12 protein-coding genes are annotated in these 15,912 nt (G+C 65.1%); 8 read left to right on the top strand and 4 right to left on the bottom strand.

The annotated features are described in order from the left end of the window. Positions 1-56 precede the first annotated feature (56 nt). From HFP57_RS14160 to HFP57_RS14135, 6 genes are all read left to right on the top strand, one after another. A complete protein-coding gene (locus HFP57_RS14160; protein WP_176870388.1) occupies positions 57-1,421 on the top strand; it encodes an alpha/beta fold hydrolase in 1,365 nt (454 codons plus the stop codon). A gap of 2 nt (positions 1,422-1,423) precedes the next feature. After that, positions 1,424-1,921: a DUF3598 domain-containing protein gene (locus HFP57_RS14155; protein ID WP_176870387.1), complete on the top strand. Its 498-nt coding sequence runs from the start codon at positions 1,424-1,426 to the stop codon at positions 1,919-1,921. Further along, a complete protein-coding gene (locus HFP57_RS14150) occupies positions 1,918-3,297 on the top strand; it encodes a 3-isopropylmalate dehydratase large subunit (RefSeq protein WP_176871334.1) in 1,380 nt (459 codons plus the stop codon). The genes HFP57_RS14155 and HFP57_RS14150 overlap by 4 nt, the downstream gene beginning before the upstream one ends. After that, on the top strand, positions 3,297-3,914 hold the full coding sequence (leuD, locus tag HFP57_RS14145; protein WP_176870386.1) for a 3-isopropylmalate dehydratase small subunit: 618 nt from the start codon (positions 3,297-3,299) through the stop codon (positions 3,912-3,914). Before HFP57_RS14150 ends, leuD begins: the two co-directional genes overlap by 1 nt. A gap of 205 nt (positions 3,915-4,119) precedes the next feature. Then, positions 4,120-5,049 carry a hydroxymethylglutaryl-CoA lyase gene (locus HFP57_RS14140; protein WP_176870385.1) on the top strand — a complete coding sequence of 310 codons (930 nt, stop codon included), beginning with the start codon at positions 4,120-4,122 and terminating at the stop codon, positions 5,047-5,049. Then, on the top strand, positions 5,046-6,221 hold the full coding sequence (locus HFP57_RS14135) for a CaiB/BaiF CoA transferase family protein (protein ID WP_176870384.1): 1,176 nt from the start codon (positions 5,046-5,048) through the stop codon (positions 6,219-6,221). The genes HFP57_RS14140 and HFP57_RS14135 overlap by 4 nt, the downstream gene beginning before the upstream one ends. Positions 6,222-6,343: 122 nt before the next feature. Here the strand turns inward: HFP57_RS14135 and HFP57_RS14130 are convergent, their stop codons facing one another. Next, entirely contained in the window at positions 6,344-6,802 is a 459-nt protein-coding gene (locus HFP57_RS14130) for an Lrp/AsnC family transcriptional regulator (RefSeq protein ID WP_176870383.1), read from the bottom strand. Positions 6,803-6,914: 112 nt separating this feature from the next. On the opposite strand from HFP57_RS14130, the gene HFP57_RS14125 reads away from it, so the two are divergent. Together HFP57_RS14125 and HFP57_RS14120 are read left to right on the top strand one after the other, a co-directional pair. Then, a complete protein-coding gene (locus tag HFP57_RS14125) occupies positions 6,915-7,997 on the top strand; it encodes a PLP-dependent cysteine synthase family protein (RefSeq protein ID WP_218135026.1) in 1,083 nt (360 codons plus the stop codon). A 127-nt stretch (positions 7,998-8,124) separates the two neighbouring features. Beyond that, on the top strand, positions 8,125-10,614 hold the full coding sequence (locus HFP57_RS14120) for a TonB-dependent receptor (protein WP_176870382.1): 2,490 nt from the start codon (positions 8,125-8,127) through the stop codon (positions 10,612-10,614). A 165-nt stretch (positions 10,615-10,779) separates the two neighbouring features. Here HFP57_RS14120 and HFP57_RS14115 read toward each other — a convergent pair whose 3' ends face one another. From HFP57_RS14115 to HFP57_RS14105, 3 genes are read right to left on the bottom strand one after another with little or no spacing between them, the layout of a single operon-like run. Next, complete coding sequence (locus tag HFP57_RS14115) at positions 10,780-12,198, bottom strand: flavin monoamine oxidase family protein (protein ID WP_176870381.1); 1,419 nt, start codon at positions 12,196-12,198, stop codon at positions 10,780-10,782. Beyond that, positions 12,195-13,418 (bottom strand): serine hydrolase domain-containing protein, encoded by a 1,224-nt coding sequence (locus tag HFP57_RS14110; RefSeq protein ID WP_176870380.1) that lies wholly within the window; start codon positions 13,416-13,418, stop codon positions 12,195-12,197. Before HFP57_RS14110 ends, HFP57_RS14115 begins: the two co-directional genes overlap by 4 nt. Positions 13,419-13,446: 28 nt before the next feature. Next, a complete protein-coding gene (locus tag HFP57_RS14105; RefSeq protein WP_176870379.1) occupies positions 13,447-15,900 on the bottom strand; it encodes a TonB-dependent receptor in 2,454 nt (817 codons plus the stop codon). Positions 15,901-15,912: the final 12 nt, after the last annotated feature.

Raw genomic sequence — 15,912 nt, 5'->3', positions numbered from 1 at the left:
AAAAGACTTGTCGAGATGAATTTGTCCGGACAAATTAGCCAATTCACAAGGAGGCGATGATCATCACCCGTCACTTCATCCGCGTTGGCGACCGCACGGTGCATTACCGCAAGGCCGGTTCGGGGCCGGTCCTGCTGATGGTGCACCAGAGCCCGCGCAGTTCGGCCGAATATGAGGTGCTGATGGAGACATGGGCGCCGCATTTCACCTGCATCGCGCCCGACACGCCGGGCTTCGGCCAGTCAGACCCGCTGCCCGGCAATCCCGACATCAATGATTTCGCACGGGCCGTGCACGACTTGCTGGACGCGCTCGGAATTGATCGCTGTGCGGCTTACGGCTTCCATTCGGGTGCAATCATCCTGATGACGGCGATCAAACAGCAGCCCGGGCGGTTCACGCGCGTGGCGATGGGCGGCTATGCGGTCTGGACGCCGGACGAGATGGCGCTGTTCGGCGACGCCTATCTGCCGCCCTTCCACCCCAGCGACTATGGCGAGCATCTGACCTGGCTGTGGAACCGGATTCTCGAGCAGAGCTGGTTCTTCCCCTGGTTCGCGACCGACGAGACACACCGGCTGACGGTCGCGCATGACGATCCGGACCGGGTCGATGCCGTGGTCCGCGAGATGCTGGATGCGGGCAATGCCTATCAGGCGGGGTACGGCGCCGTGCTGCGCGCGCCGCGCGATATCCCGCCGCCCGATGCTGTGATGCCGCCCTGCCTGATCACCGCCTATGACGGCGATCCGCTGCAGGAGCATATCGACCGGCTGGGCGAGATGCCCGCGGGCTGGGAGGCGCGCAAGGTCGCGACGCCCGAAAACCATCAGCAGGCCAGCCTCGACCATCTGTTCGCCGGCGATCATCCGCAGATCGGAGCATTGCCCGAGACGAAGGATCGCGGATTCCTGCACGTGGCGGTGGCCGGCTTCGAGGGCCTGATCCATTGGCGCGGCAATCCCGAAGCCGACACATTGCATCTGCATGAGCCGGGCCGCGCGCTCGCGACAGATCCGGCGCCCGATGCGCTCTTTATGGATCTGCCCGGCCATGGCCTGTCGGACGGTTGGAACGGCGAGACGCCCAAGGACTGGGTCGGCTGGGCTCCGGTCATCGATGCGGTCACAGCACATTTCGGCGCGGCCCGTACCGTCGTACCGCCACCGCTATCCGGCGATCCGGCCCGGCTCTATCCTGACCTCGACCCCGACCGGTTCGGCGCCTATCTTACCACCGCCTGGCAGGTCGTACGCGCGCGCCACTTTTTCGAACCCTGGTACGAAGCCGATACCGCACATGCCCGGCCATTCGATCCCGCCGCCCTGACACCGGAAAGGTTGGCAGCCGAACATCGCGACCTGCTTCGCGCGCGCGCTGCCCAAGCCTGGCATCGGGCCCTGCTCGACAAGGAAAGCTGACAATGGGAATTCGCGAAGACATGCCACTGCTCGCGCGCCATGAAGGCGTCTGGGACGGCACCTACAGCTATTTCGACGCGGCGAACGAGAAGGTGGACGAACATGCCTCGCGCCTGATCTGCCGCCTGCCCGATAACGGGCCCCATCCCTATCACCAGACCAATCACTACACCTGGCTCGACGGCCGGACCGAGATCCGCGATTTTCCGGCAGACTATCGGGATGGGCGCCTCTGGTGGGACAATGATCTCATCAAGGGCTGGGCCTCGGCCGTCGATCTCGACGAGTATAGCCGCACGATGATGCTTTATTGGCAGCGCACCGGCGATCCCGAACTCTATCTTTACGAGATGATCCAGTTATCGGATGATGGACAAAACCGCTGCCGCACCTGGCACTGGATCCGCGACGGCCGGCTCGAAACCCGCACAGCGATTCAGGAGACGTTCGTGACGAAGGACTGGCGGTCGATGGATGCGGAAATGGAGGCGGCGACCTGACCGGCCAGGCCAGCCTCTTCGACAGGCTGTGGGACAGCCATGTCGCGGCCGACCTTGCCGGCGGCGCGCAGCTGATCGCGATCGACCGGATATTCCTGCACGAGCGCACGGGACCCGCGGCGCTCAATGCGCTCGCCGAAACCGGGCGGAAGGTCGCCGATCCATCCCGCGTTTTCGCGGTGGCCGATCATATCGTCGACACCCGGCCGGGACGCGGCGACCGGACCTTGATGCCGGGCGGGCAGATATTCATCACCGAATTGCGGGCGGCGGCCAAGGCGGCAGGCATCACGCTGTTCGACGTCACCGATCCCGATCAGGGCATCGTCCATGTGATCTCGCCCGAGCTCGGCATCGTGCTGCCCGGCTGTACGCTGATCGCGCCCGACAGCCATACCTGCACGCAAGGCGCATTCGGCGCGCTGGCTTGGGGCATCGGCTCGTCCGAGGCCGAACATGCGATGGCGACGGGCACGCTGCGGCTCGAAAAGCCGAAATCCATGCGGGTGACGTTGGAAGGCGCGCTTCCGTTCGGCGTCACGCCCAAGGACATGATCCTCGCGCTGATCGCGGAGCATGGAGCGGCAGGCGGCAAGGGCCATGCCGTCGAATTTGCGGGCGAAGCGGTCGAGGCGCTGTCGATGGAAGGGCGCATGACGCTCTGCAACATGGCGACCGAATTTTCGGCGATGAGCGGGTTCATCGCGCCCGACGACAAGACCTATGCCTGGCTCGACGGCCGCCGCTATGCGCCGAAGGGCGACCAATGGGAGGCGGCGCTCGCCCATTGGCGAACATTGAAGAGCGGTTCCAGCGCGCGGTTCGACGCCGAGATCGCCATCGACGCAGCGGCCATCCGGCCAATGGTCAGCTGGGGCACCAGCCCCGAGGCCAGTGTCAGGATCGACGGCCATGTGCCCGAGGATGCCGAGGCTCGGCCGCTCTCATATATGGCGCTCGAACCCGGCCAACCGCTCAAGGGGCTCGCCATCGATGCCGCCTTTATCGGCAGCTGCACCAACAGCCGGCTCTCCGACCTGCGCCGCGCCTCGGCGCTGCTCAAGGGCAAGCGTATCGCCGACGGCGTCACGGCGATCTGCGTGCCCGGATCGAGCCATGTGAAACGCGCGGCGGAGGAGGAAGGGATCGACCGGATCTTTCTCGACGCCGGGTTCGAATGGCGCGAAAGCGGCTGCTCCATGTGCTTTTACGCCGGCGGCGAGAGTTTCGGCGACGGATCGCGCGTAATCTCCTCGACCAACCGCAATTTCGAAAGCCGCCAAGGCCCGAATGTGAAGACTCATATCGCCAGCCCCGAAACCGTCGCGGCGAGCGCGCTTGCAGGTGCCATCGCCGATCCGCGGGAGGTACGCTGATGGCTGAACCGCTCACCACACTCACCGCTCTCCCCGCGCCGATGATCCGCGACAATGTCGATACCGACCAGATCATCCCCTCGCGCGAGATGACGAGCACGGGCAAGACGGGGATCGCCGACGGGCTGTTCGCCGGGCAGCGCTACACGAAGATCGGCGGGCGCAAACCGAACCCGGATTTCGTGCTCAATCGGCCCGAACATGCCGAAACGCAGATCCTGCTCGGCGGCCGCAATTTCGGTTGCGGGTCGAGCCGCGAACATGCGGTCTGGGCGCTGGCCGAATATGGCATCCGCGCGATCATCGCCGAGAGTTTCGCGCCGATCTTCGCGGGCAATTGCGTGCGGAACGGCGTGCTGCCCGCCGCGTTGGAGCGCGATGATATCAAGGCCATCGCCGCCGCGGACGCGCCCGTCACCATCGACCTGCCCGCCCAGACGATCACGCTGCCCGACGGGCGCAGCTGGGCATTCGATATCGGCGAGGAAGCTAAGGCGATGCTCTTGGAAGGGCTCGATGCGATCGACCTGACGCTCAAAAATGCCGAGGACATCGCCATATGGCAGGCGGCGGACCGCAAGGCCCGGCCGTGGATTTACCTGGGAGACCGTGCATGACCATTATAGAGGCTATTTGGTCAATCCTCCCCTGCAAGGGGAGGTGGCAGCCTGCAAGGCTGACGGAGGGGTATCACCATTCGCCTTTTACACCGCGCCAGCCGGGATACCCCTCCACCACTTCGTGGTCCCCCTCCCCTTGCGGGGGAGGATTGGTCCTAGCGAACAGAATGACAGGCCTATCTGTGATGGCCGGAGCAGCAGAATGAATCAGAAGATACACATCTCCGAAGTCGGCCCGCGCGACGGGCTGCAAAGCATCGACCGGGTGATGCCGCTCGACGCCAAGAAGGCCTGGATCAAGGCCGAGGCCGAGGCCGGCGTCGGCGAGATCGAAGTGGGCAGTTTCGTGCCGCCCAAACTGCTGCCGCAAATGGCCGACACGGCAGAACTGGTCGCCTATGCCAAGACGCTGCCGAACCTCGACGTCGTCGCGCTGATCCCCAACTTGAAAGGCGCGGAGCGCGCTATCGCGGCAGGAGTCGACAAGATGTCGATCCCCTTCTCGATGTCCGAAACGCACAGCATCGCCAATGTCCGCAAGGACCATCCGGCGATGCTGGCCGAGATCCGCGCGATCGCCGAGCTCGTCGCCGCCCAGTCCAAAGGCGCGCGTCCGCATTTCGAGGTCGGGTTGTCGACCGCCTTCGGCTGCACGATCGAAGGACCGGTCAGCGAGGACCAGGTCGTCCGGCTCGCCGAAGCGTCGATGGAAGCCGGTGTCGCAGAGGTCGGCCTCTCGGACACAACCGGCTATGCCAACCCCGAACATGTGCGGCGGCTCGTGCGCAAGGTGAAGGCGGCGGTGGGCGCCGACAAGCTCAATACGCTGCATTTGCATAACACCCGCGGGCTCGGTCTCGCGAATGTCGTGGCCGGGCTCGAGGAGGGGATCACCACCTTCGACGCCTCGCTCGGCGGGTTGGGCGGATGCCCGTTCGCACCCGGTGCGTCGGGCAATATCGTGACCGAGGATCTCGTCTTCATGCTCGAAGCCATGGGATACGAGACCGGGATCGACCTCGAAAAGCTGCTAAAGGTGCGCGAGATCGTCGCCGAGGCACTGCCCGGCGAACCGCTCTACGGATTTACGCCCGATGCGGGTCTGCCGCTCGGCTTCCGGGAGGCGGCATGAAGACCGATGGACCGCTGGCGGGGCTCCGCGTCGTCGAATTCACCCATATGGTCATGGGGCCCGCGGCGGGAGCGATCCTCGCCGAACTCGGCGCCGAGGTGATCCGCGTCGAGCCGGTCGGCGGGGACCGGACGCGGCGGCTGCTCGGCTCGGGCGGCGGCTATTTCCCGATGTACAACCGGCACAAGCAGAGCATCTGCCTGAACTTGAAAGACCCGCAGGGCCTCGTCGCGGCGAAGAAGCTGGCCGACAGCGCCGATATCCTGATCGAGAATTACCGCCCCGGCGCGATGGAGAAACTCGGCCTCGGTTATGAGGCGCTGGCCGAAACCAACCCGAAGCTCATCTACTGCTCGGAAAAGGGCTTCCTGCCCGGGCCCTATGAAAACCGGACAGCGCTCGACGAGGTCGCGCAGATGATGGGCGGGCTCGCCTATATGACCGGCCCGCCGGGCCGGCCACTGCGCGCGGGGGCGAGCGTCATCGACGTGACCGGCGGCATGTTCGGCGTCATCGCGATCCTCGCCGCGCTCGAGGAACGCCACCGCACCGGGCGCGGACAGAAGGTGCAGGCCTCGCTGTTCGAAACGACCGTCTATTTGGTCGGCCAGCATATGGCGCAAAAGGCGGTGACCGGTCGGGCGGCGGCGCCGATGCCGGCGCGCGTCTCCGCCTGGGCGATCTACGACGTCTTCGAGACCGCCGACGAGCCGGTGTTCATCGGCGTCGTCACCGATGCGCTATGGGAAAAATTCTGTGCGCTGTTCGGGCTCGACGATCTCTGGGCGCGAGAGGAACTGCGCGAGAACAACGCCCGGGTCGAAGCGCGCGAGGAGATCATGCCCGAGATCCGCGACCTGATGAAGACGTTCACGCGGGACGAACTGATCGCGAAGCTCGACGGCACCGGCCTGCCCTTCGCGCCTATCGGCAAGCCCGAGGAACTGTTCGACGATCCGCACCTCGCCGCGAGCGGCGGGCTGCAGGATGTCACGCTGACCGACGGCCGAACCGTACAGCTGCCGGTCCTCCCTATCGACATGGCGGGCGTGCGCACCGGAGCGCCGGATACGCTGCCCGAACCCGGCGATCAGAGCGATGCCGTGCTGGCGGGTCTCGGCTATTCGGCGGACGAGATCGCGACGCTCAAGAAGGCGGGGGCGGCGGCTTAAAAACAGATTACGACCGGCGGATGTGCCACATCCGTTAGTGCTGAGCCTGTCAAAGCATGTTTCTCCGTCGTAAGACGCCCTTCGACATGCTCAGGGCTGACCGTTCATGGGCTTGCTCCACTTCAAAGCGGCACTGCGGTGTCGAACTTGATCCGCTCCATCGCGAAACTCGCGCTGACATCGCTCATCGGCGCGGTCGCGATCAGCTTGCGATAGACCCGGTCGTAATCGCCGACGTCGCGAACCAGCAGCTTGACGAAATAATCGACATCGCCGGCCATGCGGTAGAGTTCCACCACTTCGGGCAATGCCCGCGCGGCCTCGGCGAACGCTTCGAGCCATTCCTCGCTGTGATCGCTGGTCTTGATCGCGACGAACACGGTGACGGCGAGCCCGACCGCCTCGGGATCGATCAGTGCGACCCGCCGCGCGATCACGCCGTCCGCCTCGAGCCGCTTCACCCGCCGCCAAACATTGTTGACCGACAGCGACAGCGTCTCGCCGATGCTCTCCAGCGACCGCGTCGCATCCTGTTGCAGCAGGCCGAGAATGCGGCGATCGGTTTCGTCAATATTTTTCATTGTAGGGCATTGATACAGAATATTTTGATCGTTGAAACGCAGTATATCCAAAATATGGCGATGATTTCTCGCCTTCGCTCCCATAGCATTCCTAGCGAAGAGGGAGATTTCATTGCTCACACGCACCGTCCTGGCGCAGCGCCACGCGTACGATTCCGCATTGCCGCCGCCCTGCTGCACGCCGCTCGGCGCGCTTGTCGGCCGGACGCCGCTTATCGCCATCCATATACGGTTTCGCGACGAGCGAACGACGGTTTACGCCAAGGCCGAGTTCATCAATCTGACCGGATCGATCAAGGACCGGATGGCGCACGGGATCCTGTTCGCTGCGAAAGCGCGCGGAGAACTCGCGCCCGGCCAGCCGATCGTCGAGGCGACAAGCGGCAATGCCGGCATCGCGCTGGCAGCGCTCGGCCGGGCGCTCGGTCACCCGGTGACGATCTTCATGCCCGACTGGATGAGCGCCGAACGCCGCGCGCTACTCGCAAGCCACGGCGCCGAACTGCGTCTCGTCTCGCGCGAAGAAGGCGGCTTTCTTGGCGCCATTGCCCAAGCCAGGGCGATGGCGGACCGCGAGGGCGCGTTCCTGTCCCGCCAGTTCGAGAATGACGACAATTGGCGTGCCCATGCCGAGGGCACGATGCCCGAGCTGTTCGCCCAGATGGAGAGCATCGGGCGGACGCCGGACGCGTTCGTCGCCGGCGTCGGCACGGGCGGCACGGTGATGGGCGCGGCGCGCTATTGCCGTGCCCATGGTCATGCCATCGCCGTCCATCCCGTCGAGCCGGCGGAATCGCCGACGCTGTCGACCGGCCACAAGGTCGGCCATCATCGCATCCAGGGCGTGTCCGACGAATTCATTCCCGATATCGTCAGGCTCGACGAACTCGCGCCCGTGATCGCGGTCGCCGACGGCGATGCGATCCTGATGGCGCAGCAGCTCGCCCACCGGCTCGGCCTCGGCGTCGGCATCTCGAGCGGCGCGAATATCGTCGCCGCGCTCTCGGTGGTCGCGGCGCGCGGCCCGGGTTGCGCCGTCGCGACGATCCTGTGCGACAACAGCGCCCGCTATCTGTCGACCGATCTCGCGCGGTCCGAACCCGTCCGCGCCGACTATCTGACGCCCGACACCGAGCTGCTGGGCGTCGACGTCATCGCCTGTCCGGCCGACATGCCGGGCAACAACCAACCGTAGAATAGCCACAACGCCGGCGTTGCAGTTGCGCCACACTCTATGACTTCACTGCGCCGAAAATAAAATTTGTCTGGACAAATTTACCGGAGACACGGACTGTTTCAACAAAGAGTTTTGGGAGGGACTTATGACATCACGGAACAAGGGATTATTGCTCGCGACGACGGCGGGTATCGCGGCACTTGCGCTGCCGGGCACCGCCAGTGCGCAGGTCGCGGGCGAAGGCGCGGAGACGGGCGGCAACGAGCCGATCATCGTGATGGCGCGCCGGCGCGAGGAAGCGCTGCAGAATGCGCCGGTCTCTGTGGCCGTCGCGACCGCGGAGACGATCGAGCAGCTCAACCTGCAGGATCTGACCGATATCGCGAACACGACCGCGGGCCTGACCTTCGACAATGAATTCGGGCGCGATTCCAACCGCCCGGTCATTCGCGGCCAGGCGAACATTCTCGGCGATTCCGGTGTCGCGACCTTTATCGACGGCATCTACATCACCGGTTCGATCTCCGACTATAATGTCGACGATATCGAACGGCTCGAAGTCGTCAAAGGCCCGCAATCGGCGCTCTATGGGCGCAACACCTATTCGGGTGCGATCAACATCATCACCCGTTCGCCGAGCGACGAATTCGGCGGGCGGATGAGCCTCGATGCCTCGGAAGACGATCGCTACGAGATCACCGGCTATATCGAAGGCGGCCTCGCCGAAGGCCTGACCGCCGGCGCGCAGGTGCGTTATTACGATTTCGGCGGCGAGCATGAAAACCCCAACACGGGCGTCACATTCGGCCAGGAAGAGTCGCTCGCCTTCTCCGGTGTCATTGCCTACGAGCCCGTCGGCAGCCCGGTGCGCGTGCGCCTGCGCGGCTATTATTCGGAGGTCGATGACGGCCAGGCCGCGCTCTTTTCGATCCCCGCGACAGCGAACAACTGCATCTTCGACAACGGCGCCCTCTATGGCGGCGGCGGCCGCTATTTCTGCGGCACGTTGCAGCCGCAGCCGATCACCGCGGATCCGAGCATCCAGTTCGCCGCGGGCAGCCCGGTCGGCACCTTTATCGACACGCTCAACCTGTCGTCGCGAATCGAGTTCGACCTGACCGACGAGCTGACCCTGGTATCGCTCACCGGCTATAACGACCGCGATACGCTGTTCAGCATCGACGCCGATTATTCGCCGGCCGCCTTCCAGACGGCGGTGTTCACACCGGGCGGTTTTCCGGCGGGCGCGCCGATCGGTTTCGGGCCGTTCGGTCCGATCTTCCCGTTCGGCTATGTCGGCGCGACGGTTGACTTCACCTTTCAGGGGCTGACCGATGCGCATGACATCAGCCAGGAACTCAAGCTGCTCTACGAGGGCGACCGGTTCCGTTTCCTGATCGGCGGCTATTATTTCGACCAGAGCATCAACACGCAGGACGTCCGCGAAGTGCCGGCCAATGCCGCCGCGCAGGCGGGGGCCAGCTTTGGCGCCGCCTTCGCCCAGCAGGCCGCGCTGTGCGCCGCCAATCCGATCTGCGGCAGCATCGCGCCCTTCTTCGGACCGTCCGTACCCAATTCGCGGGACACGTCGGATACCGATATCCGCAACCTCGCCGTTTACGGTTCGGTCGGGTTCGACATCACCGACACGCTCGAACTGACGGTCGAAGGCCGATACGCGTCCGAGCGGATTCGCTTCTCGGCGGTCGACCAGAATGAGGGCGGCCCGATCCTCGCCCAGTCGAGCGGGCGCGAGACGTATAATAGCTTCGATCCGCGTATCACGCTGAGCTGGCAGGCGACGCCCGACAATCTCTTCTACGCGGTGTTCGCGACTGGCACGAAGCCCGGCGGTTTCAACGGCATCACCGCGATCGCCGCCGGTGTGCCCACCTTCGACCAGGAGGATGCGATCTCCTACGAGATCGGCACGAAGAACACGTTCGGCGATTTCACCTTCAACTTCGCCGCGTTCCTGAACGAGATCGACGGCTATCAGCTGACCCAGAATGTCCAGTCGGCGAACAACACGGTTTCGGCGATCACCAATGCCGGCGATGCCCGGATCATGGGTTTCGAGATCGAAGCCCAGGTACGGCCGAGCCCGAACTGGACGTTCACGGCCAACTACACCCTGCTCGATCCCGAATTCACCGAAGGGTTCGACGAGAATGAAGGCGTGCTCAACGATGTCCGGGACAACGGCCTCGTCGATTGCTCGATCGGCGACCAGTTCCCGAACCAGGCCGGTTGCCAGTCGCTCTTCGGCTCGATCGACGGACGGCAGATTCCGCGTACCTCGCGGCACACGATCTTCGCCGATGTCGATTACCGGATAGATCTCGGCAGCAGCGGCTGGGAATTCTTCGCCGGCGCCAATATCAGCCATCGCAGCCGGGTCTTCGCGCAGGTCCACAACCTGATCGACAATGGCGATACGACGCTGGTCAATGCCCGGCTCGGCTTCCGGAACGACAATTACCGGGTGCACTTCTACGTCAACAACCTGACGAACGAAGACAGCTCACCGCTGGTCCTGCGCTATGCGGATGCGAATAACAGCTTCCGCCGCAACTTCGTCGGCGCCCTGCGCCGCAGCCGCCATTTCGGCGTGGCGGTCAGCGCCGGGTTCTAGGGTCGGCTGTCATAGAGCCAATGGAAAAGGCGGCGCTCGCACAACGTCGCCGCACCGGGATTTGTTTGTCAGAATTTCCCTAGCGGAAAATCTGACAGACAAGAATCTGGCGCGGCGCTCGACCGACAGGTCGAGTCTGACCAAAAAAAGACCGAACCTTTGTCCCTATAAAGCCGCCAACGCCTCCCGTGCCGCGCGATCCGCGGACTCCAGCGCCCCTTCGATCCCGCGCGCGCGGATGGCGGTATGTTCGCCGGCAAAGCTGAGCCTGCCGTGCGGCCGCGCCAGCGCATCGGCGAAACCGGTAATCTGTCCCGGCGCCCAGCAGGCATAAGCGCCGCCCGCATAGGGATCGTTACCCCAGCTGACATAGCCGGCGGGCCGGAGCGCGCCCGCCGCGGCCGGTCGGATGCGCTCGATTTCCGCCTGGACAAGGCCCATCGCTTCGGCCTGCGGCATCCGGTCCAGCCGTTCGGCCGCAGGGCCCGTGATGAAGCTCTGCATCATCGTGATCTCGCTGCCCCCGCCACCGCGCAACGCGAAGACGCGGCCCGCATAGCTGTCGCTCCAGATCGAGGGCGGCAGGCCGTCCTCTTCCCAGAAGCGCCGCCCGGGCACGAAATAGGCGCGCACAACGCGGTTATAGGGCAGGCTGCGAATACCGCGCTGCTGCACGCGCGGCGGGGCGGGATCGATAGCAACCGTCCTGAGCGCGCTGGTCGGCAGCGTGACCACGGCATGGCGCGCGCGATAGCGACCGCCATCCATGGTCCGGACCTCGACGCCGTCGGTGCCGCTGGCAATGCTGCGGGCCGCCGCGCCGTAGCGCACCCGGTCGCCCAGCGCCTCCGCCATCGCATCGGGGACGCGCTGATTGCCATTCTCCACGGTCAGCAAACGCCCGTCCGGCTCGGCGATCGCCTTCAGGATCTGGAACCACATCAGCGCCGACTGGCTGTAGGCCGATGCGCCATAGCCGGGGTTGATCCCGAAACCGAGACGCAGCTGGTCGCTGGTCCAGCCGAGATGGTCGGCGACCGACCGGTCCCATCCGGCGAAGGCCGGATCGCGCCAGCTCGCCACGTTGGGCAGCGGGTTTTCGCAGCCCATCGCCGCGAAGGGCAGCGCCCAGGGCGGCAAGCCGGCGAGCGGACCGTCGAACGGGTTCAGCGCATGGCCGGCCCATCGATCGGGCAGGATCGTCGCGCCCCGGAGCGCGATATAGAGTTCGGGCGCGCCGCCCCGTTGCATTGGGGAGTCCTCGATCAGCGGGATGTCGAACCGCTCGGCCAGGCCGACGAACCGGCGATAGTTGGAACTCAGTTGCGTACCGCCGGCTTCGGGCCGACCCGGCAGATCGAAAAGCGTCCGGATCCGCCCGCCCGGGCGGTCGCGCGCTTCGAGGACGAGAACCGACGCGCCAGCCTCGGCAAGCTGCAGGGCGGTATAGAGACCGGCCAGCCCCGCGCCGAGCACGAGCACGTCCGCGGTCTCGTCAGCCCGGCGCGCGGTACCGAGCAAAGCGGGTGCGATCATGGCGGCGGCGGACGCGCGGAGGAGGTTCCGGCGCGTCAGCGCGCTCATTGCCCGCCGTCCCGGTCGTCCAGCGCGCGGATCAGGGCATTGGGGATCGCGGCTTCGTCCCATTCGGTCGGCCAGCTGCGGCCCGCCCGCACGATCACCAGATCGCGGGACGGGATGATCCAGACGCGCTGGGCGCCATGGCCGTGCAGGAAGATCAGGTCGTCTGCCGCGAACGGCTCGCTCTGCCAGGGGACAAGGCCGGGCCGCGCATCGGGTTCGCCGCCGATCCGCTGATCGCCGAGCCAAATCTGATAGCCATAGCCGGGCCGCGTCGGCGCGGGCGCGAGCATTTCGCCGATCCAGGAGGCGGGAACGAGCCGCGCGCCCCCGAACGCTCCGCGGCCGGCGATCAGCTCGCCGACCCGGAGCCAGTCGATCGGCCGCGACAGGATGCAACAGCTGACCATCGGTGTCCCGCCCTCGCGGTCGAGATACAGGGACGCATCGGCCAGGCCCAGCGGCCGCCACAATTTCTCAGACAGATAGTCCGCATAGCGCCGGCCCGTCGCGCGTGCGATGAGGACGCCGAGCAGGTTGGTTTCGTTATTGTTGTAATCCCAGCGCGCGCCGGGTGGATCGGCCTGGGCGAGCCCCAAAATCGGCCCGACGAAATCGCTGCCGAAATGCTGGGCGACGGCCGGGTTTTCGGGCACCACGGCATAGCCGTAATCGCCGCCGAGCTGTTCCAGCCCGCCGGACATGTGCAGCAGGTTGCGGATCGTGATCGCGCCGCGCGGGTCCTCCGCCCATTCGGCGATATAGCGGCCGACGGGATCGTCGACGCTGCCGATATGGCCTTCGTCGACGGCGATCCCGACCAGCAGCGCGAGCACGGTCTTCGACATGGATTGCGGGTTGAAATAGGTGTCGCGCCCGCTGTCCCGCCAATAGCTTTCATGGACGAGCGCGCCGCCATGCGAGACCAGCAGCGCCGAACTGCCGATCCGCTCGGCATGCGCGGCGACCGCCGCAACCGCATCGGCGTCCAGCGCATCGGTTTCGGCGACCTGCCGGATATCGGGATAGTCGGCGCCAGCGACCTGCGCGGTCGGGCTGTACCAGCCGACCGGCGTGGTGAGCGGTTCGTAGCCGCCCGCCAGAAAACTGCCGAGCCTCTGTTCGAGCAGCGGATCGGCCCCGGCATCGTCCTGCGCAGGGGCGGGACCGGAAAGGAGAAGGGACAGCAGCCCGATGCTTCCGCACAGCCGCCATCCCTTCATGACCTGCCCCCTCTGCCGGCCGTCGCGCCTAGAAGTCGTACCGGGCGCTGACCAGCCAGGTGCCCGGCGCGTTGTAATAGGTCGTGTTCGCCAAGGTCGACGAATTGTAATCTTCGCTGAAGCAGTTCGTGCAGGTGACCGACAATTGCAGTCCGTCGTCCACCTCGGCCAGGGTGATCCCGGCATTGACGACGAAATAGCCGTCGTTGAACGAGCCGATCACAAAATCGCCGTTCCCGGTCGTGTTGAACGTGCCCGGCGCCGACTGGTAGACGGTGACATTGCTCGTCCCCGTCTCGAAGGATGAGCGATAGGCGGCATTGACCGCTGGCGTGATCGTCCAGTTGTCGCCGATCGGCACTTCGTAGCTGACGCCGCCGGCGATCGACCAGTCGGGCGTCCGAACGGGTTCGGCGATCCGGCCGTCCAGGGTCACGATGCCGGCACCGCAGGCCGCCGACGCCATGTTCGCGGCAAGCGCCGCCTGGCACTGCGCCTGTTGCGCCGCGACCGAGGTCACGCCGAACTCGTCGACCGGATCGGCGTTGCGATCGATATTGTACTGATCATCCTGCCAGCCAAGGCTCGCAAAGATATTGAGCCCGTCAGCCGGAGCCAGCGTCAGTTCCGCCTCGATGCCGTAATTCTCGTAATCGGCGAAGTTGCGGGTGATGAAGGCGATGGTCCCGTTGCCCCGGACGAAGGCCGACGGCGTCTGGAGTCCCGTCGTATCGGCATAATAGGCCGTCACGTTGAGGCGCGCCCGGTTGTCCCAGAATTCGCTGCGGAAGCCCGCTTCATAGCTCCAGGTCGTTTCCGGGCCGAACGGCAGCAGTTCGGAGCCCGCCGTGCCGCGCGCATTCCAGCCGCCGGACTTGAAGCCGCGCGTCGCCGAAACGAAGAACAGCAGATCGTCGTTCGGCTCATAGGTCACCGCGAAGCGCGGCGTGAAGATGCTGACCGACTGGGAGTCGGGGATCGGCGTGCCGTTCGTCGCGACGAGGTTGAAATTGCTCAGACAGCCCGGGGCCGACTGATCGCCGTTGCAGATCGGGCGATTGTCGCGGATCTGGAAGTTCTTCTCCTCGTCGGTCCAGCGCAGGCCCGCCGTCAGCGTGATCTGGTCGGTGACATGGACGTCCGCCTGTCCGTAGAGCGCGAAGGCCTCGGCATCATTGTCGATCACGCGGTCGGCGAGCAGGAAGGGAAAGCCCACCGCGCCGAACAGGTCGGCGAAATCGGTGCTCGTATCCTCGTAGAAATAATAGCCGCCCGCGACGAAATCGATCAGGCCGTCGGCAAGCGATCCGTTGAACCGGACCTCCTGTGTGATCTGGGTGTTTTCCTGATCGTTGAAGATGTTGAAGCCGCCGAAGGGCGATCCGATCACCGCCGGGAACGGATTGGCCGGGCTGGGCCCGAACCGGCCGTCGAAAAAGTCCAGATTGAACTGCTGGACGAGGTTCGTATAGCCGGTGATGAAGGCGACCGAGATATCGTCCCCCAGTTCGAGTTCGAGGTTCGACGTGATGAGATCCATGTCGGATTGGCTGCCGAGGCCGTAATTGGCCTTGCGCCCCGAAATGCCGGGCACCGGACCGGCGCTCGCCTCGGTCGAACCCGTGGTGGCGAACCGCGTGTCGCAATCGGTCGGGGTTGCCGGATCGATCGCGCGGCACGGGAAGTTCAGGATATTCTCGCCGTCATTGGTGATCCGCGCATAGGCGATATTCCATTCGGCGATATCGGTCGAAAGCCGCATCGCGATCCGCGCGCCGAAGCCGTCATTGTCGTTCAGCGTATCGCCGGTCGTGATGTTTTCGACGTAGCCGTCGTCATTCTGATAATAGCCGCTGACCTTGAACGCGACATTGTCGCCGACGGGAATGTCCATCGAACCGCGCACCAGGATACGGTCGAACCGGCCATAGCCGATCTCGGTAAAACCGCCGAACTCGTCGCCCGGCTCGCGCAGGACGATGCTGATCGCGCCGCCCGTCGTGTTGCGTCCGAACAGGGTGCCCTGCGGACCGCGCAGCACCTCGACGCGCTCGACATCGAACAGGCTCAGATTGTTGCCGTTCTGGCGCGCGAGATAGACCTGATCGACATAGGTGCCGATCGGGGGGTCGAAGGTGGCAATCGATTCCGTATTGCCGATACCGCGCAGAAAGTAGGCGTTCGACGCGCCGAGACCCGTATTGTTCTGCGCGATGAGGTTCGGAATGAACTCGCCCAGCTCGAGCGTGTTGCCGATGCCGCGCGACTGGAGTTCGTCCGGCGAGAAGGACGAAATCGCGATCGGAATGTCCTGGACGTTTTCCTCGCGCCGCTGCGCGGTGACGACGATGACGCCGAGACCGGCCGGATCGACCTGGGCCGCATCCCCGTCGGCCTGCGCCATTGCCGGCGCCGAAACCAGCGCGGCGCCCATCGCCGCACCGGATAATGATAGTTTAAAGACCCTCTTGATGGCGACCATTTCGTTTCTCCC

The sequence above is a fragment of the Parasphingopyxis algicola genome (assembly GCF_013378075.1).
GTDB lineage: Bacteria > Pseudomonadota > Alphaproteobacteria > Sphingomonadales > Sphingomonadaceae > Parasphingopyxis > Parasphingopyxis algicola.
The sequence above is the reverse complement of the archived record's forward strand: the minus strand, read 5'-3'. Positions and strand labels throughout refer to the sequence as shown.